This is a genomic window from Solidesulfovibrio magneticus RS-1 (assembly GCF_000010665.1).
Taxonomy (GTDB): Bacteria; Desulfobacterota; Desulfovibrionia; order Desulfovibrionales; family Desulfovibrionaceae; genus Solidesulfovibrio; species Solidesulfovibrio magneticus.
Genome location: NC_012796.1, coordinates 2,706,236 through 2,726,162 on the forward strand (window position 1 = coordinate 2,706,236; position 19,927 = coordinate 2,726,162).

Genomic DNA, 19,927 nt, shown 5'->3' on the forward strand with positions numbered 1-19,927 from the left:
ATTGGACAGGCGCAACCTTCTGGCTGTCGCCAACCAGCGTCTCTTGCGGAATCCCCGTCTCTCTCGGCAATCACGGTGACGACCGGTCGCGACGACTGCTCGCCGAAGCGACGTTTCGACGCCTGACGGCCAAGCCGGAAGATCGTTCAGGGAAAAGGTTGCCCGAACCGGTCCGCCGCAACGCTGGGCCAGGCCTCGACCAGTCCGTGATGATGGTCCGCGCCGTCCAGCACCAGACAACGCGCCTGGGAGGCGTCGCCCAGCCTGGCAAGAAACCGCCGGCACAGCCAGGGCGGCGTGTTGGCGTCGCCCGAACCGGCGATGTGCGTTTGCGGGATGTGGGCCACGACCGGGGCGACGTCGGCCGGATTAGGCCAGTCCGGCGGCAGGGTCAGGCCATGCAGCTCGGCCCAGGCCGCGAAATCAAGATTGGCGGCCACGGTGAACAGGGCGACCACGTCCGTGCGCCCGGCGGCCAGCAGCACGGCCAGGGCGCCGCCGCCGGAATAGCCGACCAGCCCCAGGCGGTCGGCTCCGTAAACGGCCTTGGCGGCGTCCAGGGCGGCGCTGAGGCAGGCCACGGTTCGGGGCGCGTAGCGCTGCGTGGTCCACAGCGTCGGATCGAGGTCGGCCAGGACTTCCAGGGAAAGGTATTGCCCTGGCCGGGCCAGATAGAGCGCCTTGCCGCCGGGAACCCGGGCCGCCAGACGCAGGCCCACCGGATCGGTCGGGGTCGGATCGTCCGAGGGCCTTCGCCGGTCGCGGTAGGCCTGGCCGTCGCCCTCGATATACACGGTAAGCGTCCTGCCCGGTCCGTTTCGGCCATAGGCGACAAGGGGCACGGGACAGGCCGGGCCGGTCTCCAAGGCGATCGGCGTCAATCCGCCCGAGGCGGCAATGGCGGTCGCCTGATCGCGGCGCGCGGCGCTGCCCGGCGTGCCTGCGCAGCCGCTGGACAGCCCAGCCAACAGCAGACACACGGCGACCAGAAGGACCGACCCTGAGCGGCCCGGACGCGCTATGGCGGAGACATTGACGGCGGTCATGAGGCTTCTCCCGGGAGGTGGCGCGAACCTGCGCCAGCCTCCGGGCATGATGGCCCGAAACGCTCCTTGGGGCAATACGACCGGCCGACCGTCAGGTGGCGCGATAGGCGGCCAGGCGAGCGGCGTCCGGCGGTTTTCGGCCGTCGAAGTGCCGGCAAGCCGCGAAGTAGCGCAGATCGGCGGCCCAGACTCCCAGGTCGCGCAGGCCAAGCCCCAGCAGATTGCGCCAGCCAGGCAGGCCGGCGGCCAGATCCCCAAGCGGCCCCAGCAGTTCGGTGGGGTCGCGAAAGCACTCCCAGTCGCAGGCCCGGCAAAAGGCTTGCCCGTCCAACCGCTCCCGGCCAAGCTTCCAGAACGGTCCCAGGTTCTCGCGTCCCCGGTAGCCGCAGGGGAAGCAGTCGCCCTGGCGGTCCACGTAAAAAAAGCTCACTCCGCCAAGGCAGGGCCGGTCAGCCCTGGCCGCGCCCGCGTAGCGCCGGACCAGGGCGGCCACGGCCGAACGGGGGGTGAAAATACGCAAATCTCCACGATGACGCACCACGGCGGCGTCGAGAGCGGCAAAAAGCGCCCGCTTTTCCCATTCGGCAAAGCTGACCCGCCTGTCTGCCGCCGTAGCCGCATAGGCAGCCGAAGCCCCCTTGGCCGCATCGTCGTCGCTCATGGGGTAGCAACAATTGGCCATGGTAAATCCCAAGCCGGCGGCGGTGGTGAAAAAGCGCGACAGACCCTGGCCGGCCAGCTTTTGAAAGCTGACCGCGTCGTCCGCCTCAAGGGGCGTTTCGCCGGTCATGAGGCGGGTCAGGGCCAGATTGGCCGTGGGATACAGGCCATGGGCGTGAAAAACGGGCAAAGCCCGGGCAATCCCCTCCATCAGCCCGGGAAAGCCCCGATTGGCTTCGTGGACGCCGGCATGGGCGGAATCCAGGCTGATCCAGAAATTGCGTACCGGCGTGGCGGCAAGCATCGCGGCCAACCGGGTCACGCGGTCCATGAAATCCGGGGCGTCGGGCCGGGCGAACCGGTAGCCATTGGTGCCGGTGCGCAGATACTCGATACCGGCCCGGCCGGCGTAATCAAGCAGTTCGCAGAGCAGGTCGCCGGCCAGGAGCGGTTCGCCGCCGGTAAAGGACAGGGCTGAAACACCTAGGACGGCGCAGTGGTCGATGATGCGCTTGGCGGTCTCGCGGTCCAGGTCGCCGCGCGGGCCGCCGTTGCCGACGTTCATGCCGCACTGGAAGCACCGGGCGTTGCACCGGTCGGTGAGCTGTACCACCACCTGGCGCGGACGGCCCCGACGGCGCAGTATTTTGAGAATCGGCATGGTGACGGGCTACTCCCGGCCGGGCGCGGAGCCATGACCAGCAAGTGACAATAGCGCGTCGGACCAAGCCCGGCCGGCCCCTGACGCCAAATCGTAACGGCCCTGGGGCATGAAGCGGCCATGGACGTTTCCGCCGCGCCAGGGCCGCGCATCATCGCCTGCTGCAACCACAAGGGCGGCGTGGGCAAAACCACCTGCACGGTCAATCTGGCCGCCGGACTGTCCCGGTCCGGCTGGCGTGTTCTGGCCGTGGACGCCGATCCCCAGGCCCATCTGACTGCCTCCCTGGGGCTGGCCGCCGGCCCGGACGGCGGGTTGGCCGGTCTGCTGGACGGCCGGCTTGGACTGGACGCCGCCCTGATCCGCGACGGCGACCTGGACGTGCTGCCCGCCTCGGCCGCCCTGGCCGGGACGGAAACGCGGCTGGCCGCGTCCGCCGCGCCGACCGATCTTCTGGCCAGCTACTTGGCTGCGGCGACCGACCACGACGTGGTCCTCATCGACTGCCCGCCCCATCTCGGCCAGTTGGCCAAGCAAGCGCTTTATGCCGCAACCGACATCCTCATTCCCATGACGCCGGATTTCCTGGCCATGCAAAGCTTGGCCTGGCTCATGGACACCTTGGCCGAGTTGGCCACGTCGGGCGACACCCCGGCTGTGGCCGGGGTCGTGCTCAATCGTTTTGCCGCCCAGAAACGCCTGCATCGGGAAGTAAAAACCCTGGTGGAAGGCCATTTCCCCGGCATGGCCCTGACTACCGTCATCCGTGAAAACGTCGCCCTGGCCGAGGCGCCGAGCTTTGGCCAGGACATCTTCCGCTACGCCCCCCGCAGCGCCGGCGCGGCCGATTTCGCCGCTCTGGCCGTCGAGACGGCCGTCCGGCTGCGCCTGCCGCCCCCGGCCTCTGCCGGCGGCAACCCATAAGGAACCGACCATGGCCAACCGCTCCCGCCTGGGGCGCGATCCCTTGCAGGCCGCGCCCAAACCTCCCGCCTCCAAGCCTGCCACCCCCCGCCGTAAACCGGCTGCCGCCAAGGGCAAGGTTTCGGCCAATACGGCCACGAAAGAGCCGGCAGCCGCCCCGAACGACGGCAGCCCATTGCCGGTTGCTGTAACCGCGGCCAGCCCCGAAGGTACTCCGGCCTTCGACGCCCCCAAGATGGCCCAGCCGTTGGCGGACGCCGACAGCCAAACCCCGTCCTCGGCCCAGGTTGCGCAAGACGCCGCCCTGGCCGAGGCCGCCATCCCCGCCCAGCCTGACGCTGTCGCCACGGACAGCTCGCCCGAGTCCGCTCCTGGCGTGGCGGCTGGCCCTGCTCCTGAAGCAGACCAGCCCTCCGTGCCGTCCAGCGCGCAAGGCCCGGACCAGCCGCCAGCGGTGGCCAACAGGCCAACGGCTGCGCCGGCCCAGGCTCAAGAAGCCGCCGCCGGAGCCCAGGCCGAGGCCGTGCCTGCGGCAAGCGCGGCCGCCCCTGGCAATAAGTGCCCGGCCGCCGGCCCGGCCCTCTGTCCGGGCACGGCAAGTCCGCCCCCTTGTCCGAGCATAGCCAGTCCGGCCGCTTGCTCGGACTCGGCCAGCCCGGCCCTGTCCACCGACGCCCATCCCGTGGCCGTGTTTCTGCGCGGCGTGCTCGAAGGCTTGCTCCCCGAAGGCGAAGCCGCCCTGTGTGTGGACGTCGACGAGTCGACAAGCACCCTGCCGGTGGAAAAACTCTTTTTTTTCAGCCACGCCCTGCAACGCATCGCCATGCCCCTGGAAAACGCCGCCTCGGCCGGCTGGCGGCCGGGCACGGCCACCGGACCGCTGCCGGTGCTCACCGCGCGCTTACAGCCCATTGGCCGGGGCCGCCACAGCCTGACGCTGTTCGATAACGGTTGTTTTTTCAAAAACCGCCTGCCAGGCCTGAGCCTGGGCATGGAAGCCCTGACGCCCCTGACCGCCTTTGTCGCCAAACGCCAGGGTTCGGTCATCCTGGCCCAGGGACGCGTGACCGCTTTTGAAATCATCGGCTGACGCCGCCAACAAGGAGTCTCACATGGAAAAGGACAAGAGCCGGATCAAGGTGGAAGGGGTGATGCAGATCACCGAAGTCATCGCCAACCTGGAAAAACTCGCAGCCGACATGAAAGCCGGCCTGGTCACCCTGGCCGCCGGCGATGAGTCGCTGACGCTGCGGCCTTCGGTACTGGTCAACGTGGACATGAAGGCGTCGCAAAAAAAAGACAAGGAAAAATTCGCCCTAGAGATTTCCTGGAAAAAGCACAAGGAAATGGACGGATTCGCGGGAGAATAAACGGCATAGGCCTCCGGCTATCGGGAGAAGGGCACCACGGCCACCCTCCCGTTTAGCCGGAGACCTATGCCCGTCCAATACCCCCCGTACAGCCAGAGCAGTTATGGGCTCTTATCATTACGGAGGCTCCACAGCCCAAACAACTCGTATAGCCTCCCTTAATAGAAACGGTTTTTTCAGAAAAACTCATGATATTAGTATATTGCCTACGAAATACCTATGCGCTCTTCGTGGGCACGACACTAAGAGATGATAGCGTGTGGATTGATGCCGAATTCGCTCTGCAGCTTTTGCTTTGCCCGTTCTTCGTTCTTGTAATACACATCTTGATCAAGCATAGACTGATGGCCACAACCGTGGTCTATATAATCCGAAATATCGCAGTGACATGCCGCATACCCGAACCGATGCACATCATGAAACCATAAAGCACCGGTATCTACACCATACCCTCCGCAAGAAGCAATGCAGCCGAAAGGAGGGACAGAACCAAGCGGACTTGTAACCGATCGAACCAACCGCATATTAATCAGACACGACCATTCGTTTATGCGACATGGAGGAAGCGGCCAAGGATTTGATCTGTATGCTTCGCAGAAATTCGCTAAATGAAAGGGCGTGCAATTCTTAAACTTTTCAAAATCATGCTTTTCATACAAATCGAATAACTCCTGATAAGTCGGCCTATAGGAAAGATATTTTTCGCCTGAGCACTTCTTCGCATGATACGCAGGACACCCCGCACACGCGCCAACATTTCCTGCACCAATATGCTCTTTGCACTTGTCCAAATAAAGCCCGACTATATCTTGCTTATGATACGTATCATTATGACATATATAAAGATAATCCTTATCAGTCCTCTCCCAGGCATATTGATATCGCACAGACAGCCTGGCGTCTTCTTCAATTATCGAATCAACATCCATCAAACGAATCCAGTAAAAATTTTTCGGAACATAAAATATCAATCTTGATTTCAGCTTGTTCTTAATAAATTCAAATCCGTTCAACTGCCTTGGCGTATTTGCATTTTCCGCTATGAGGTATATTTTATCTATATACTTATGACTGTGCTTGAGCAGCGACAAAATAGACAATGTCGTCTGGAAAGGCTTGCCTAAAGCATTCACTGCCACGTCAACAACTTTCAAAGACATATCGACTCCACAACAATAAACAAAGAACCCAGTATAAAACATCAAAAACTGCTTGTCATAACCAAGGCCTTGTTCCGCTGCCCTCAGCCCTGCTCCTCGAAAAACCGGATGGCGTTTCGCAGTTCTCCGAAACGGTAGATGTTGTAGTGGGCCTCCACCCCGTCCATAGTCTGCTGGCCCTGGCCTGTAGCGAAAAAGACTGTACGAAGGCCGGCCTGGCGCGCGCCGTAAATATCGCGGTACATGTCGTTGCCGACAAAGACCACGTCTTCCGGCGGCAGGTGCAGACGCCGCAGCGCCAGGGCGAAGATGCGCGGGTCAGGCTTGCGATAGCCGAGATCGCCCGAGACAACGATGGGATAGAAATATTGCTCGATGCCGACCATGCGCATTTCGGGCACGGCCCAGACCGACTGGGCATCGGACAAGACAGCTAGCCGGTAGCACGGCCGCAGTTCGTCGAGCACCTCGCGCACGTCAGGATAAAGCTCCAGGCGATTGAGCGAAATGCCCCGGTACAGCTCAGCCAGAAAATGCGGCAACTGGGCCAGCTTGGCCTTGGGCAGGCTCACGCCCGAGCGCTCCAGCCGCGTTTGCAGAAATTCCCGCCACACCGCCACGGCGTCGAATTCCGGAAACGCTTCCCCGCCGGCCCGACGCTGGGCCTTTAAAATCTGGTAGTAGCCGTCGCGCACGTCGCCCCGGCTGGTGCGGATGCCGTAATACTTGAGCAGGTGGCTGATGGAGCGGTAGATCTGCTCGTTGCCCTCATCGGTGTTGATGTCGATGAGCGTGCCGTTGATGTCGAAGATGATGGCCTTGACGATCATGCCAGTCCTCCGCTCAGGATCACCCGCGCCTCATGGACGAGGCGCTTGCGGTAGTTCGCGTCCAGCCAGCCGTTGCGGGCGATGCGCAACAGCGTCAGCCCCAGATGAAACGGCAGCCGGCCGGACAGGGAGGCAAAGGTGCGCTCCCGATCCGGAAAATGGCCGGCGTATTCCCAGAGGAAATGGCCGATGAAAGGCTCGGCCCGGTCGATATCGCCGGTCATTTGCAGGAAACAGTGCTTGAGTTCACCGCACAGCCGCCCCACGTCATAGACCCGGTCGTCGCGGTGCATGCGCTCCAGATCGATGGCGTAGACCGCCTGGCCCCGGCCGAACAGGAAATTGGACGGCGTGGCGTCGCCGTGCACCGCCACCTGGACGTCCTGCCAGTGTTGGGGCCGGACGGCGTAGGCATGGCCGAGTTCGTAGAGCCGCGCGGCCCGGCGCTCGGAAAGGCCGCCATGGGCGGCGAGATAGCCCACCACCCGGTCAAAGTAGCCCTGGGTGCGGTTAAAATCCACCCGTTCGGGACCGGCGGCGGCGTTATGCAGCCGGGCGAAAAAGCGGGCCAGACCGGAAAGCTTGCGAAAAAGCCGGTCACCCCTCCCGGCCGTGGCGGCGGCGGCGACAATGGCGTCGAGCTGTTCGCCGGCCAGGTGTTCGACCACCAGCAGGTCGCCCAGGTCCTCACGCACGCCCAGGGGCCGGGCGACGTAGTCCGGCGGCGCATCCAGGCCCAGATTGCGGGCGTATTCCAGGCTGCGACGTTCGTTTTCGGCGGATTGGGGCGCGTTGCTGCCGTTCAGGCCCCGGGCGCGGCCGTAAAACTTGCCCACGACCCGGACTTCGGTCCATTTGTCCTCATAGAGGTAGACGGCGCTTTCGGCCGAGACGCGGTAGACCCGGAAACGGGGTTCCTGCCCGGCCTGGACAAGTTGCGGCAAAATGGCGTCGCGCAAGTAGCCATGAAGCGGATCGGTGGTGGCGAGGTGTCCGAGATACTCACGCATGGGCGACAACTTTGCAGGCTTATGCTACATTTTTGTGGTTCTGTATCATATTGACGCAGGCACCAGCGTGTATAACCATGGTTAACCTATGCCAACACTTGCCGCTTGCAAATACCCCGCCGCGTTATTTCCTCGCGCTCCGGCGAATCCGGCCTACTTTCGTGAATTGCCAAACAATCCCGGACCTCAACAGACACCTGGGGAAGACAGGCGGTCGGAACCGACAACGGGGGACCACGGTTCGCGCCTGGTCTGCGCCGCCTGCCGGCTCATGATTACGGCCCCTTCCTGGCGCGTAGCCGTGGCCGGCTCCCACCGCCATGTTTTTGCCAATCCCCTGGGTCATGTCTTTGAGATCGGTTGTTTTGCCGCTGCCCCAGGTTGCGCCGCCGTGGGATCACCGACGTCCGACTTCTCCTGGTTTCCCGGGACGCTCTGGCAAGTCGCCGTCTGCGTCGCCTGCGGCCTGCATCTGGGCTGGCGCTATGTCCAAACCGACGGAGGCACGTTTTTCGGGCTGATTCTCGACCGCCTGCACCAGACGCCGGAAAACTTGGCCTGAATCCTGCATAATAAATTCCAACGGAGCACGGCTTGCCAGGCAGGCAGGACACCCTATTTAAACTTGACTTTTTCGGTAGGAAAATGTTGTCTCCCAACCCTGCAACGCGGACGGATGTCAAGTTCCCGCCGCCCGGAGGGATCGATATGAACCACCTGACCCTTATCCCCACAACCCCGCCCATCAGCCTCACCTGGGCTGATGACGCGGACGACAAGGACACCGTCGTGAAATCCGTTTTCGACAACCCGATTTTGGCCGGCGCCGACCGCATGGTCTGCGCCCACTGCGGCGAGGATGTCACCCGAGGCAGCCTGCGCATCGCCGTCAATGGTTCCCATCGCCATCTCATGCCCACAGCCCACGGCATCGATCAGGAGATGGGCTGTTTTTCCCTGGCTCCTGGCTGCATGACCGCCGGTCATTTCGCCATGGATTTCGGCCTGGGTGAGGACGGCTTCTGGCAGATGGCCCTTTGCGCCTCGTGCGGCAACCATCTGGGCTGGCATCATGAAAAGGCCGACGGCATGGGCTTCTACGGCCTGATCCTCGACCATCTGGCCCCGGCCGCCGATGTCGACAAGGACGCCGCCTAACGGGAGGTCCTTGCCGGCAAGAACAACCGCATCGCGTTATCCCGGAGTACCCCGCTCGGCTCCCTTGAGGCGGTTACCCCAGAACGTCTCGCCCCCGCAGCTCCTTCGCTCCAGACGCCGCTGCATCACAAGGCTCGTTATGCCCTTCGCCGCGAAAGCCTCCCAGCCGGAGGCTTTCCGCCCCGGAGGTCATGCTCCTCAATCCACGATTGTGCGACTGCCAGACAACGTCATGCCTCCGCCGCATTCCAGTCGGACCGCAGACGCGAAGCCGCGACACACGCCTTGCGACCGCAAACCCCAAACCGTCGGTGGCTTTCGGCCAAACCCAGGGCACAAAAAAAGCCGGGAGCTCGAAAGCCCCCGGCCGGAATGGTCTTCTTCGTCGTCGCCTGCCTTAGGCGACGCTCACCGTGATCACGTCCTCGAACTCGGCCGTCACCTTGAAGCTCTTGCCGCCGGCTTCGACGAAATAGTCGTTGCCCGGAAAGAGTTGGACATTGGCGCAAAAAGCGTCGCCCACATAGATGTCCTTGGCTTCACCGTTGGTCTCGAAGCGGATGGTGGTGCCGTCGCTTAAGGTCACCATCTCTTCATGATTGATGCTCTTGGGAAGGTCGGCTTCGGTGTAGTTGCTCATAACGCTCTCCAGGTTTGGCGATTATAAGGCCTGCCCGCTCGCGACGGGCCGATAACCGGGATATTTGTTTTGAACCTACGCCCGTTTGCGCCGAAAGCAAAGTCGTTTCGACATTTACCAGCCTAAAACATACGCAAAAATGAGCGGCGCGACGATGGAGGCGTCGGAGTTGATCATGAACCGGGGGGTGTCGATGTCGAGCTTGCCCCAGGTGATCTTCTCGTTGGGCACAGCACCCGAGTAGGAGCCGTAGGAGGTGGTGGAGTCGCCGATCTGGGCGAAGTAGGCCCAGAAAGGCGTGTCTTCCAGCTCCAGGTCCTGGATCAGCATGGGCACGACGCAAATGGGGAAGTCGGCCGCGATGCCGCCGCCGATCTGGAAAAAGCCGATGGGCGTGCCGGCCTTGCCCTGCTCGGTGTACCACTTGGCCAGCACTTCCATCTGTTCGGTGCCGGTGCGGATGGCGTTGTGGCTTTTCACGTGGCCCTGCATGACCTCGGCGCAAAAGATGTTGCCCAGGGTGCTGTCTTCAAAGCCCGGGGAGTAGATGGTCAGGCCCTTTTCCTTGGCAGCCAACACCCAGGAATGTTCCTCGGGGATCTGGAAGAACTGGGCGATGTCGGGCTGATCCAGCAGCGCGTACATGTATTCGTAGGGGAACTTGGGTTCGCCGGCTTCGGCCGCGGCAGCCCACAGCTTGGAGATGCGGCGCTGGACCTGGCGCAGGACGCCTTCCGGAATGCAGGTATCGGTGACGCGGTTGAACCCCTGGTCGTACAGCGCCTTTTCCGCCTCGGGCGACAGGTCGCGGTACTCGGGCACCATCTTGTATTCGTTGTGGTTGAAGAGGTTGAACAGGTCCTCTTCAAGGTTGGCGGCGGTGCAGCTGATGGCGTGGACCTTGTCCTGGCGGATCATCTCGGCCAGGGAAATGCCCAGTTCGCAGGTGCTCATGGCGCCGGCCATGGTGAGAAACATCTTGCCGCCGCGCCCCAGCAGATCGTTCCAGGCCTTGGCGGCGTCCAGGGTCTCGCGGGCGTTGAAGTGGCGGAAATTGGTTTCCATGAAACGGGATATGGAAGACATTGCGGCTCCTTGGGTTATTCCTGGGCGGAAGCGACGCTCCCGCGTCCTTCCTGCTCCGTTGCGGCGTCCGGGGAAGGGGGCAAAAAGCCCTCGAAAACAATGTTGTCCCCATGGCGCAAGGCTTCGACCATATCCTCTCTCGCGCGCACCGTCCAGAGCAGAACCGGCAGCCCGAGCCGCCGAAAAAGGGCCGGCATCAAACGCGGCAGCCCCCACCAGCCGTAAGCCAGACAGTGCGGCAGGGCCACGGCGGCATGAAGCAGGTTGGCATAGACAAAACGCTTGACGCGTCCCATGTCCGTGGCCTTGTCGAAATCGCAAGAGATCAGGCAACGCGGGAGATCAGGACGCAGGGCGGCCATGCGGGCCAGGGAAAAGGGATCGAACGAAGCGGCCAGGACATGGCCGGCGTAACCGTCCAGCATACCGGCCACGGCCGGTTCCAGCCGCCCCGGTCGGCTGTCGCCTTTAAGCTCCACATAAAGCGGCACGCGGCCGGCGCAACGGGTGAGCAGTTCGCGCAACAGTGGCGGACGCTCGTCCGTGCCCGCAAGGCGCAGCTCCCGGAGGTCGGGGGTCCGCAAATCCTCGATCCGGCCAGCGCGGCCGGTCAGCCGCGTCAGGTCTGCGTCGTGAAAGACCACCACCTCGCCGTCGGCCAGCAGGCGCACGTCGCACTCGATGCCGTAACCGGCGGTTATGGCGGCGTCAAAGGCGGCCAGGGAGTTCTCCGGCCCGGTGTCCGGTCCGTGGAGTCCCCGATGGGCAAAGGGAACGGCCTTGACCCAATCGATGCAGAGGCGCGAAAGAATCGGCAATTCGCCGTCCCGGCCGACCCGGCTACAACTGGAGCAGCCCAGCAAGGGCGGCCTCGATGCCCGGCTGGTCGATGCCGCAAAGGGCGCGCAGGGCCTTTTGGGAGCCATGCTCCACAAAGCCGTCGGGCAGGCCCAGGCGCTTGATCGTGAGGTCGGCCAGCGCCCCGGCGTCGGACATGGCCTCGACCACGGCCGAGCCAAAGCCCCCTTCCAGCACGTTTTCCTCCACCGTCAGCCAGCGTTTGTGGGTCTTGGCCAGCTCCAGCAGTTGGGCCAGGGGCAGGGGCTTGATGAAGCGGGCGTTAAAAACCGCAACCTGCCTGCCTGTGCGGGCGGCCAAAGCGTCGGCGGCGGCCACGGCCGGCATGACCCGGCTGCCGATGGCGACGACAAGGCCGTCGCAGCCCTCGCGCACAAGTTTCCCCTGGCCGATGGGCAGGGGCTCGGCCTTGTCCGGCACGGGCAGGCCCACGCCGGCCCCGCGCGGATAGCGGATGGCGGTCGCGCCGGGATGAGCCAGGGCCGTGGCCAGCATGGCCGGCAGTTCGGCCTCGTTGCCCGGGGCCATGCAGACGAGATTTGGTATGTGGCGCAGATAGGAAATGTCGAAAGCCCCGTGGTGGGTGGCCCCGTCCTCGCCGACGAGACCCGCCCGGTCGAGGCAGAAGACCACGGGGAGGTCCTGGAGGCAGACGTCATGGACAATCTGGTCGTAGGAACGCTGCAGGAAGGTGGAATAGATGGCGACCACCGGCCGAAATCCGGCCATGGCCAGGCCAGCGGCGAAGGTGACGGCGTGTTGTTCGCAGATGCCGACGTCGACGAACTGGTCGGGCAGCTCGGTGGCGAACTGCGACACCCCCGTGCCTTCGGGCATGGCGGCGGTGATGGCCATGACGCGCTTGTCGGCCTTGGCGGCGGCAAGTAGCGCTTCGCCAAAGACCTGGGTGTAGCTCGGCGGGCAGACCCCGGCCTTTTCCACCAGCCCGGTCTCGGGCTCGAAGCAGCCCACGCCGTGAAAATAGGTGGGATTGGACTCAGCCGGCTCGTAGCCCCGCCCTTTCTTGGTCAGCACGTGGACCAGCACCGGGCCTTCGATGTCCTTGACTTCCTTGAAGACCTCGATGAGCCGCTCGGTGTTGTGCCCGTCGATGGGGCCAAGGTAGTTGAAGCGGAAGGCTTCAAACAACATGCCGGGCGTGAAAAAGCTTTTAAACGACTCCTCGCCGCGCCGGACATAGCCCATGAGGTCGCCGCCGTAAGGCAGCGAACCGATCCAACTTTCCATGTCCTTTTTGAGGCGTTTGACCCAGCGCTGGTTGAGCTTGCGGCTCAGAAACAGCGAAAGCGCGCCGACGTTTTTGGAGATGGACATCTCGTTGTCGTTAAGTACGACAATGAGCCGCCCGCCCCAGCCGCCGGCCTGGTTGAGGCCTTCGTAGGCCAGCCCGGCGGTCATGGAGCCGTCGCCGATAATGGCGATGACGTCGTGGTCCTCGCCCTTGCGGTCCCGGGCCATGGCCAGGCCCAGGGCCGCGGAAATGGACGTACTCGAGTGGCCGACGCCGAAATGGTCAAAGGGGCTTTCGGCCGGACGCGGAAAGCCGCTGACGCCGCCCATGGTGCGCAGGGTATGGAACTCTTCCTGGCGGCCGGTGAGGATCTTGTAGGCATAGGCCTGATGCCCCACGTCCCAGACGAGCTTGTCGTGCCCGGGATCGAAGGCGGCAAGGAGCGCCAGCGTCAACTCCACGACGCCCAGCGACGGGGCCAGATGACCGCCGTTCATGGACACCGTGCCGATGATGACCTGCCGGATTTCCTCGGCCAGCACGGTGCGTTCCTCGGCGGAAAGCCCCGCCACGTCGTGGGGATGCTTGATGCGGGTCAGGATGCGCAGGGCCGCGTCGCTCATTGCCGTCATGTGGTCGTATCCTTGTGGTTCGCGCCGGAAAGCCGATCGGCGCGCCCTGGGGTCTCGTTATCAAGGCGCGGGCAGGCGCCCGGGCTACCATTTGTCGCGATGCACGCGGTCGGCCCGATAACGATCCACCGGGGCCGGGGTCTCGGCCGGATGGCCGATGACAAGCAGGGCCATGGCCGTCACTGTATCGGGCAGGGACAACAGCTTGCCAAAGGCCTCTACCCGCTCGGGCAGCGGATAAATGCCGGTCCAGACCGCGCCCAGGCCCAGGGCGTGGGAGGCCAGCAGCATGTTCTCGGCACAGGCCGAACAGTCCTGCACCCAATAGCCGCCGCACTTGTCCAGGGAAATGTCGCCAGCAACCAAGATGGAGACCGGAGCGTTCTTGGCATAGGCGGCGTAGGGGTTGATGCCGCCGATTTTTTCCAACACGGCCTTGTCGCGGATGACCACGAACTGCCAGGGCTGCTCGTTACAGGCCGAAGGGGCCTGCATGCCGCAGCGAAGAATGGTCTCCACTGCCGCGTCGTCCACCGGGTCAGGTTTGAAGGCCCGGACACTGCGCCGGGTCTTGATGGCAGCCAGGCAATCCATGCCGCCCCCTCCCGGCCCGCCCTGGGCCATGGCCCGGCCAGGCAAAAACACCGTCGGAATCAGGCCGGCCAGAAGGCCAAGTACCGTCCGCCTCGCCACCCCTATCTTGTCGCGCGACATGTGGTGTTCCCCTTCCCCGATCTGCAAAACCGGGAGCTATTGCACCCGGACCACGATATAGCGGGCCAGGTCCCGTAAAAACTCAGCCGCTTCACCGGCATAGGGCTCAATGGCGGCAATGGCGGCGGCCACGCGTTCCTCGGCCAGCCGCCGGCTTTCGTCAAGGCCGATCATGGAAGGATAGGTGTTTTTGCCCTGCTCCCGGTCGCTACCCACGGGTTTGCCCAGGGTCGCGGCGTCGCCGATCTCATCAAGGATGTCGTCAACGATCTGGAAGGCCGCGCCCACGGCCTCGCCGTATTCCCGGGCCCGGGCCACGCCCTCCTCGCCCGCGCCGGCCAATATCGCGCCGCACACGCAGGAAGCGGTCAAAAGCGCGCCGGTTTTCAGGGCCTGCATCCGGGCCAGCTCGGCCAGGGTCACGCCTTCCCGGGCGGTGTAGTCCATATCGAGGACCTGGCCGCCCACCATGCCGGCCGCCCCAGCCGCCTTGGCCGCCTCGGCCAGGGCCGGCAACACCAGCTCGGCCGCTACTCCCGGCCAGACCCGGCCCATGCAGCCGAAGGCTTCGGTCAAAAGCGCGTCCCCGGCCAGGATGGCCCCGGCCTCGCCAAAAACTTTGTGGTTGGACGGCCGACCCCGGCGCAGGTCGTCGTCGTCCATGGCCGGCAGGTCGTCATGGATGAGCGAATAGGTGTGGATGATCTCGAAGCCGGCGGCAAAGGGCATGACCCTGGCCCGATCGGCGTCAAAAAGCTCGGCGAAAACGAGACACAGGACCGGGCGCAGCCGCTTGCCGCCGGCCAACAACGAATATTCCATGGCGGCCAGCAGATTCTCCGGCACGCCGCGCTCGCGCATCCGCGCGCCGAAGCGCTCGCGGAGATACACTTCCACCTCGCCGGCCATCACGGCCAACCGTTCCTTCACCGTCACGACTCCTCCCCGGCCGGCCCGCCGTCGCGAGCGGCCTCGTCATCGGCAACGTCAAACGGGACCACAGCGCCGTCCTCGCCGGCCAGACTGATTTCCAGCCGGGCCGCCTCCAGGCGCTTGCGGCACGAGGCCACAAGTCCCATGCCCTCTTTATACAGCGCCACGCCCTTTTCCAGGGGCACGTCCCCGGCTTCCAGGGCGACGGCTATGCGCTCCAGGCGCGCCAGCGCCTTTTCAAAGCTTTCTTCCTTCACGCTCACGGCTGTTCTCCGTCGTCGGGTCCGTCCTGGGACACCACGGCCCGGACGCGGCCTTCATACACCATGACGTCGAGCTTGTCGCCGGGCCGCACGTCGCCCTCCCGGCGCAGGAACTTGCCGGTGCGAAGGACAGTGGTCAAGCTGTAGCCCCGGGCCAGGGGCGCGGCCGGGTCCAGGCCGGCCAGCCGCATGGCGGCCACGTCGAGCCGGCCTTGACGGTCGGCGAGATAAAGCCGCATGCCAGCCGTGATCCGCTCCTTGCGTCGGGTCAAGGCGTCGTCTCGGGCGTCCAGGCTTTGACGGTCAAAGCGCCGGGCCAGACGCGCTTCCAGGTTGTCGAGCCGCCGCGACAGGCCGTCCAGCCGGGCGGCGGCCGCCCGGAGCAGACGCTTTTCGCCGACGACAAAAGCATCTTCCAGGCGCGCAAGCCGCCGGGCCGGGGAGAGCCAGGAAAGTCCCCGGGCCAGGGCAGCAAGCTCACGTTCCCGCAAGGAAACAAGGCTCCCGATCTGGCGGCGAAGCGACATCTCGGCGTCGTCCAGGCGCTGGGCCAGCATCCCGCGCTCGGGCCACAACAGCTGGGCGGCATGGGAGGGCGTGGCCGCGCGCACGTCGGCCACCATGTCGGCGATGGTCACGTCCACCTCATGGCCGACGCCGACGAGCACCGGCAATGGCGCAGCATAAATCGCCTTGGCCACCTCTTCGGTATTAAAGGCCCACAAATCCTCCAGCGATCCGCCGCCGCGAATGAGCACCAACACCTCGGCCCAGTCGTCGGCCACGGCTCGCAGCATGGCCCGCACGATGCCGGCCGGGGCGGCCTCGCCCTGGACCAGGGTCGGATAGACACGCACTTGCGCGCCGTGCCCGCGCTCCCGGCCAATGCGGATGAAATCGCGCACGGCCGCGCCTGTCGGGGCGGTCACCACCGCCACTCGCGTCGGATGGGGCGGCAAGGGCCGCTTTCTGGCCGCGTCGAAATAGCCCTTGGCGGCCAGACGTTTCTTGAGCTCCTCGAACTCCAGCCACAGCCGGCCGGCCCCGACTTCCTGCACCACCTCGGCCACGAGTTGGTAGGTTCCGCGCGGCGGATAGACCGTCAAACGCCCTGCGACCATGACCTCCATGCCGTCGGCCAAAAGCCCGGCCAAAGGTCTTTCCAGCACCTCGCCGGTCAGCGGATCGTAACGCTCGCCGCCAGGCGTCACGCGCCCGGCCTGCGCCCCCTTGAACCAGACCACGCCAAGAGACGCCTCGGCGTCGCGCAAGGAAAAATAGACATGCCCCGAGCCAGGACGCGACAGGTTGACCACCTGGCCGCGCACCCAGACGAAAGGAAATTCGGATTCGACCACGGACTTCAGCGCCCGGGTCAGCTCCGCCACTTCAAACACATGGGGCATGGTTGTCGTCACTTCGTGAAGACTGGGGGAGGGAACCCCTTTTTGGAAAAAAGGGGTTCCCTCCCCCAGACCCCCACCCTCCCCAAAAACTTTTAATGGGTAAATAGGCCGTGCATCGACAGCGTTGTCTCAATCCGCTTGCTCGGCAGATATCCGTAATAGCCGGTCAAGCTGCGATAAAGCTGTCTTGTCGCTCAGGCTCCAAGCATTCGGCCCCGCTTAGGGGCCGAGGGCCGGTTGGGGTCGGGATTTTGGCCGGGAATAACGGCGTTCCCGCGCCGAGATTCCCGGCCAAAATCCCGACCCCATCTTCGCGCGGCAGCGCCACCCGCGCAACCCAGCCGCCGCCGTCCGCCTGCCCATGCGCCTGACAACCCTATCGCAGGGGTCCGGGGGGATCATCCCCCCGGCGGGGTCTGGGGCAACGCCCCAGTCTTCGCCTTCGCGTCCCTCTTCCCCCTTCTCTCTACTCTCTCGACGCCCCTACTCCAGCCCCCAGCCTTCACGCACGCCGGCGCGCCAGGCAGCAAACGCTTCGAAAAAGCCTTCCAGGGGCAGTTCGCCCTTCTCGCCGGTGCGGCGGTCCTTGGTCTCGACGATGCCCCGGGCCAGTCCCTTGCCGCCGAGCGTCAGCTGGATGGGGTGTCCCATGAGGTCGGCATCCTTGAACTTGACGCCCGGGCGTTCGTCGCGGTCGTCGAGGAGCGTCTCGATGCCGGCGGCGGTCAGGGCGGCGTAGATTTCGTCGGCCTTGGCGCAGGCGGTTTCGTCCTTGGGGCTCAAATTGATGAGCGCGGCTTCGAAGGGGGCGATGGTAGGCGGGAAGACGATGCCGCCGTCGTCGTGGTTCTGTTCGATGGCCGAGGCCACGATGCGCGACACGCCGATGCCGTAGCAACCCATGATCATGAACTGTTCCTTGCCGGCTTCGTCCAGGAAGGTGGCGTTCAGGGCCTTGGAGTATTTCAGGCCCAGCTTGAAGACGTGGCCGACCTCAATGCCCTTGGTGAAATCGAGCAGCGCGCCGCACTTGGGGCAGGGATCGCCCGGGGCGACCTCGCGCAGGTCGGTGTAGGAAACGACGTTGGCGTCGCGGCCGAGATCCACGTGGAGCAGGTGGGCGTCGGCGGCGTTGGCTCCGACCACCCAGTCGTTTGCCAGGGCCAACTCCCGGTCGGCGTAGACGGGCAGGGACAGGCCGACGGGGCCGGCAAAGCCCACGGGCGCGCCGGTGGCGGCCGTGACTTCCTCGGGGGTGGCCAGGCGGAGGTCTTCCTTGGCGTCCAGGAGGTTTTTGAATTTCACTTCGTTGAGTTCGCGGTCGCCGCGCACCAGCGCGGCCACGGTCTTGCCGTCGGCCACGTAGAGCAGCGTCTTGATGACGGAAGCGACCGGGACCTTCAGGAAGGCGGCCAATTCCTCGACCGTGTGCTGGCCCGGAGTGGCGATCTTCTCGGCGGCGGGGCAAGGGGCGAGGTCGCCGGCCGGCGGACAAATGGCTTCGGCCTTTTCGACGTTGGCCCCGTAGTCGCAGGCCGGGCAGGCCACGATGGTGTCCTCGCCGGTGTCGGCCAGGACCATGAATTCATGGGAGAACGAGCCGCCAATAGCCCCGGAGTCGGCGGCCACGGCCCGGAACTTGAGGCCCAGACGCTTGAAGATGCGGGCGTAGGCTTCGTACATGCCCCAGTAGCTGGCGTCGGCCCCGGAGTCGTCCTTGTCGAAGGAGTAGGCGTCCTTCATGACGAACTCACGGCCGCGCATGAGGCCGAAGCGGGGGCGGATCTCGTCGCGGAACTTGGTCTGTATCTGGTAAAGATTGACCGGCAGCTGGCGGTAGGAGCGGATCTCATGGCGCACGAGGTCGGTGACGACTTCCTCGTGGGTGGGTCCCAGGCACGATTCCCGGTCGTGGCGGTCAACGAAGCGCAGCAGTTCCCGGCCGTAGAAGTCCCAGCGGCCGGACTCCTTCCAGAGATCGGCCGGCTGCACGGCGGGCATGAGGATTTCCAGCGCCCCGGCCCGGTCCATTTCCTCGCGCACGATCTTGGCGACGTTGTTGAGCGCCTTAAGCCCCAGGGGAAGATAGGTGTAGATGCCGGCCGTGAGTTTGCGGATCATGCCGGCGCGCAGCAGCAGCTTGTGGCTGATGACCTCGGCCTCGGCCGGGGTTTCTTTCAACGTGGGGGCGTAGTAGCGGCTCAGTCGCATGGGGATTCCTTTTTTTCGGTAATGAAGCGTTCCAGTTCGTCCATGAAGGCGGGAATAAGCTTGTCCGCGCCGCGCACCTTGCCGAGGATCTCGCCCTTGCGGAAGATGATGCCGCAGTCGCGCCCGCCGGCGATGCCGATGTCAGCCTCGCGGGCCTCGCCCGGGCCGTTGACCACGCAGCCCATGACGGCGACGGTGAATATTTCGGGCACGCCGCGCAAGCGCTCCTCCACGGCCTCGGCCAGGCCGACCAGGTCGATCTCGGTGCGCCCGCAAGTCGGGCAGGAGATGATTTCCGGGCCGCGCGCGCGCAGTTCCAGGGAGCGCAGGATTTCGTAGGCCACGCCGATTTCCGTCACCGGGTCGCCGGTCAGCGACACGCGCAGGGTGTCGCCGATGCCTTCGGCCAGAAGCACGCCCAGGCCCACGGCGGACTTGACCGCCCCGCGCATGGGGGTTCCGGCCTCGGTGACGCCGATGTGCAGCGGATAATCGACCTTGGCGGCGAGCAGGCGGTAGGCGGCGATGGTGCGCAACACCGAGGAGGACTTGAGCGACACCTTGATGTCGTGAAAATCCCGGGCTTCGAGCAGGGCGATGTGCTCCAGGGCGCTTTCCACCATGGCCTGGGCGGTCGGGCCGCCGTATTTCTTGAGCAGATGCTTGGCCACGGAGCCGGAGTTGACGCCGATGCGGATGGGCGCGCCGTGGGCCTTGGCCGCGGCCACCACCGTATCCACGGCGGCCTCGGAGCCGATGTTGCCGGGATTGATGCGAAGCGCGTCCACCCCGGCTTCCAGGGCGGCCACGGCCAGGCGGTGGTCGAAATGGATGTCGGCCACAAGCGGGACGTTGGTGGCGGCGCGGATGGCGGCAAGGGCCTGGGCGGCGGCCTCGTCGAGGACGGCCAGGCGCACGATCTCACAGCCGGCCTCGGTCAAGGCCTGGATTTGGGCCAGGGTGGCGTCCACGTCCCGGGTGTCGGTGTTGGTCATGCTCTGGACGCGCACGGGATTGTCACCGCCAACGCCGACCGCGCCGATGCGCACGGTTCGGGTCCGGCGACGCGGCGAAAGAGGCAGGGTTTCTTGCATGGGGAGTTTGGGTTAAGAG

General features: G+C 64.7%; 20 protein-coding genes. 5 read left to right on the forward strand and 15 right to left on the reverse strand.

Translation table 11 applies throughout. The features are described 5' to 3' along the window. Positions 1 to 146: 146 nt before the first annotated feature. Complete coding sequence (locus DMR_RS11550; protein WP_015861089.1) at positions 147 to 1,046, reverse strand: alpha/beta hydrolase family protein; 900 nt, start codon at positions 1,044 to 1,046, stop codon at positions 147 to 149. A gap of 91 nt (positions 1,047 to 1,137) precedes the next feature. Continuing rightward, positions 1,138 to 2,367 (reverse strand): radical SAM protein, encoded by a 1,230-nt coding sequence (locus tag DMR_RS11555; RefSeq protein ID WP_015861090.1) that lies wholly within the window; start codon positions 2,365 to 2,367, stop codon positions 1,138 to 1,140. A 120-nt stretch (positions 2,368 to 2,487) separates the two neighbouring features. Between DMR_RS11555 and DMR_RS11560 the strand changes: the two genes are divergently transcribed. From DMR_RS11560 to DMR_RS11570, 3 genes are read left to right on the forward strand one after another with little or no spacing between them, the layout of a single operon-like run. Continuing rightward, entirely contained in the window at positions 2,488 to 3,291 is an 804-nt protein-coding gene (locus DMR_RS11560) for a ParA family protein (RefSeq protein ID WP_015861091.1), read from the forward strand. 10 nt (positions 3,292 to 3,301) lie between these two features. Next, on the forward strand, positions 3,302 to 4,381 hold the full coding sequence (locus DMR_RS11565; RefSeq protein ID WP_015861092.1) for a hypothetical protein: 1,080 nt from the start codon (positions 3,302 to 3,304) through the stop codon (positions 4,379 to 4,381). 22 nt (positions 4,382 to 4,403) lie between these two features. Next, positions 4,404 to 4,661: an amphi-Trp domain-containing protein gene (locus tag DMR_RS11570; RefSeq protein ID WP_006919228.1), complete on the forward strand. Its 258-nt coding sequence runs from the start codon at positions 4,404 to 4,406 to the stop codon at positions 4,659 to 4,661. 242 nt (positions 4,662 to 4,903) lie between these two features. Here DMR_RS11570 and DMR_RS24450 read toward each other — a convergent pair whose 3' ends face one another. From DMR_RS24450 to DMR_RS11585, 3 genes are all read right to left on the reverse strand, one after another. Continuing rightward, a complete protein-coding gene (locus tag DMR_RS24450; protein WP_015861093.1) occupies positions 4,904 to 5,821 on the reverse strand; it encodes a hypothetical protein in 918 nt (305 codons plus the stop codon). An 83-nt stretch (positions 5,822 to 5,904) separates the two neighbouring features. Beyond that, a complete protein-coding gene (locus tag DMR_RS11580; RefSeq protein WP_015861094.1) occupies positions 5,905 to 6,651 on the reverse strand; it encodes an HAD family hydrolase in 747 nt (248 codons plus the stop codon). Beyond that, complete coding sequence (locus DMR_RS11585; protein ID WP_015861095.1) at positions 6,648 to 7,661, reverse strand: aminoglycoside phosphotransferase family protein; 1,014 nt, start codon at positions 7,659 to 7,661, stop codon at positions 6,648 to 6,650. The genes DMR_RS11580 and DMR_RS11585 overlap by 4 nt, the downstream gene beginning before the upstream one ends. 271 nt (positions 7,662 to 7,932) lie before the next feature. On the opposite strand from DMR_RS11585, the gene DMR_RS11590 reads away from it, so the two are divergent. Together DMR_RS11590 and DMR_RS11595 are read left to right on the forward strand one after the other, a co-directional pair. Then, positions 7,933 to 8,223: a cereblon family protein gene (locus DMR_RS11590; protein ID WP_148208415.1), complete on the forward strand. Its 291-nt coding sequence runs from the start codon at positions 7,933 to 7,935 to the stop codon at positions 8,221 to 8,223. Positions 8,224 to 8,369: 146 nt separating this feature from the next. Beyond that, a complete protein-coding gene (locus tag DMR_RS11595) occupies positions 8,370 to 8,819 on the forward strand; it encodes a cereblon family protein (RefSeq protein WP_043600569.1) in 450 nt (149 codons plus the stop codon). Positions 8,820 to 9,216: 397 nt separating this feature from the next. Here DMR_RS11595 and DMR_RS11600 read toward each other — a convergent pair whose 3' ends face one another. From DMR_RS11600 to ispG, 10 genes are all read right to left on the reverse strand, one after another. Continuing rightward, positions 9,217 to 9,459, reverse strand: a complete 243-nt coding sequence (locus tag DMR_RS11600) for a hypothetical protein (RefSeq protein ID WP_015861098.1) — start codon at positions 9,457 to 9,459, stop codon at positions 9,217 to 9,219. A 114-nt stretch (positions 9,460 to 9,573) separates the two neighbouring features. Continuing rightward, positions 9,574 to 10,545 (reverse strand): deoxyhypusine synthase family protein, encoded by a 972-nt coding sequence (locus DMR_RS11605; protein ID WP_015861099.1) that lies wholly within the window; start codon positions 10,543 to 10,545, stop codon positions 9,574 to 9,576. A gap of 14 nt (positions 10,546 to 10,559) precedes the next feature. Next, positions 10,560 to 11,363 (reverse strand): glycerophosphodiester phosphodiesterase family protein, encoded by an 804-nt coding sequence (locus DMR_RS11610; protein ID WP_015861100.1) that lies wholly within the window; start codon positions 11,361 to 11,363, stop codon positions 10,560 to 10,562. Positions 11,364 to 11,385: 22 nt separating this feature from the next. After that, positions 11,386 to 13,287: a 1-deoxy-D-xylulose-5-phosphate synthase gene (gene dxs / locus DMR_RS11615; RefSeq protein ID WP_015861101.1), complete on the reverse strand. Its 1,902-nt coding sequence runs from the start codon at positions 13,285 to 13,287 to the stop codon at positions 11,386 to 11,388. Positions 13,288 to 13,371: 84 nt separating this feature from the next. Beyond that, a complete protein-coding gene (locus DMR_RS11620) occupies positions 13,372 to 14,001 on the reverse strand; it encodes a nitroreductase family protein (RefSeq protein ID WP_148208417.1) in 630 nt (209 codons plus the stop codon). Between the two features lie 36 nt (positions 14,002 to 14,037). Beyond that, positions 14,038 to 14,937 carry a polyprenyl synthetase family protein gene (locus tag DMR_RS11625; RefSeq protein ID WP_015861103.1) on the reverse strand — a complete coding sequence of 300 codons (900 nt, stop codon included), beginning with the start codon at positions 14,935 to 14,937 and terminating at the stop codon, positions 14,038 to 14,040. Beyond that, positions 14,934 to 15,197, reverse strand: coding sequence for an exodeoxyribonuclease VII small subunit (gene xseB, locus DMR_RS11630; protein ID WP_015861104.1), 264 nt, complete (start codon positions 15,195 to 15,197; stop codon positions 14,934 to 14,936). Before xseB ends, DMR_RS11625 begins: the two co-directional genes overlap by 4 nt. Beyond that, positions 15,194 to 16,603 carry an exodeoxyribonuclease VII large subunit gene (gene xseA, locus DMR_RS11635; RefSeq protein ID WP_043600572.1) on the reverse strand — a complete coding sequence of 470 codons (1,410 nt, stop codon included), beginning with the start codon at positions 16,601 to 16,603 and terminating at the stop codon, positions 15,194 to 15,196. Before xseA ends, xseB begins: the two co-directional genes overlap by 4 nt. Before the next feature lie 483 nt (positions 16,604 to 17,086). After that, complete coding sequence (locus DMR_RS11640; protein ID WP_015861106.1) at positions 17,087 to 18,814, reverse strand: proline--tRNA ligase; 1,728 nt, start codon at positions 18,812 to 18,814, stop codon at positions 17,087 to 17,089. After that, a complete protein-coding gene (ispG, locus tag DMR_RS11645; protein ID WP_015861107.1) occupies positions 18,805 to 19,908 on the reverse strand; it encodes a flavodoxin-dependent (E)-4-hydroxy-3-methylbut-2-enyl-diphosphate synthase in 1,104 nt (367 codons plus the stop codon). Before ispG ends, DMR_RS11640 begins: the two co-directional genes overlap by 10 nt. Positions 19,909 to 19,927 lie beyond the last annotated feature (19 nt).

What these genes read in the sequence shown, in the direction of transcription:
- DMR_RS11585 (WP_015861095.1), bottom strand. Translation starts at nt 7,661, where the DNA reads ATGCGTGAGTATCTCGGACACCTCGCCACCACCGATCCGCTTCATGGC.
- DMR_RS11555 (WP_015861090.1), bottom strand. Translation starts at nt 2,367, where the DNA reads ATGCCGATTCTCAAAATACTGCGCCGTCGGGGCCGTCCGCGCCAGGTG.
- dxs (WP_015861101.1), bottom strand. Translation starts at nt 13,287, where the DNA reads ATGACGGCAATGAGCGACGCGGCCCTGCGCATCCTGACCCGCATCAAG.
- DMR_RS11565 (WP_015861092.1), top strand. Translation starts at nt 3,302, where the DNA reads ATGGCCAACCGCTCCCGCCTGGGGCGCGATCCCTTGCAGGCCGCGCCC.
- DMR_RS11590 (WP_148208415.1), top strand. Translation starts at nt 7,933, where the DNA reads ATGATTACGGCCCCTTCCTGGCGCGTAGCCGTGGCCGGCTCCCACCGC.
- DMR_RS11605 (WP_015861099.1), bottom strand. Translation starts at nt 10,545, where the DNA reads ATGTCTTCCATATCCCGTTTCATGGAAACCAATTTCCGCCACTTCAAC.
- DMR_RS11550 (WP_015861089.1), bottom strand. Translation starts at nt 1,046, where the DNA reads ATGACCGCCGTCAATGTCTCCGCCATAGCGCGTCCGGGCCGCTCAGGG.
- DMR_RS11620 (WP_148208417.1), bottom strand. Translation starts at nt 14,001, where the DNA reads ATGTCGCGCGACAAGATAGGGGTGGCGAGGCGGACGGTACTTGGCCTT.
- DMR_RS11640 (WP_015861106.1), bottom strand. Translation starts at nt 18,814, where the DNA reads ATGCGACTGAGCCGCTACTACGCCCCCACGTTGAAAGAAACCCCGGCC.
- DMR_RS11595 (WP_043600569.1), top strand. Translation starts at nt 8,370, where the DNA reads ATGAACCACCTGACCCTTATCCCCACAACCCCGCCCATCAGCCTCACC.
- xseA (WP_043600572.1), bottom strand. Translation starts at nt 16,603, where the DNA reads ATGCCCCATGTGTTTGAAGTGGCGGAGCTGACCCGGGCGCTGAAGTCC.
- ispG (WP_015861107.1), bottom strand. Translation starts at nt 19,908, where the DNA reads ATGCAAGAAACCCTGCCTCTTTCGCCGCGTCGCCGGACCCGAACCGTG.
- DMR_RS11600 (WP_015861098.1), bottom strand. Translation starts at nt 9,459, where the DNA reads ATGAGCAACTACACCGAAGCCGACCTTCCCAAGAGCATCAATCATGAA.
- DMR_RS11560 (WP_015861091.1), top strand. Translation starts at nt 2,488, where the DNA reads ATGGACGTTTCCGCCGCGCCAGGGCCGCGCATCATCGCCTGCTGCAAC.
- DMR_RS11570 (WP_006919228.1), top strand. Translation starts at nt 4,404, where the DNA reads ATGGAAAAGGACAAGAGCCGGATCAAGGTGGAAGGGGTGATGCAGATC.
- DMR_RS24450 (WP_015861093.1), bottom strand. Translation starts at nt 5,821, where the DNA reads ATGTCTTTGAAAGTTGTTGACGTGGCAGTGAATGCTTTAGGCAAGCCT.
- DMR_RS11580 (WP_015861094.1), bottom strand. Translation starts at nt 6,651, where the DNA reads ATGATCGTCAAGGCCATCATCTTCGACATCAACGGCACGCTCATCGAC.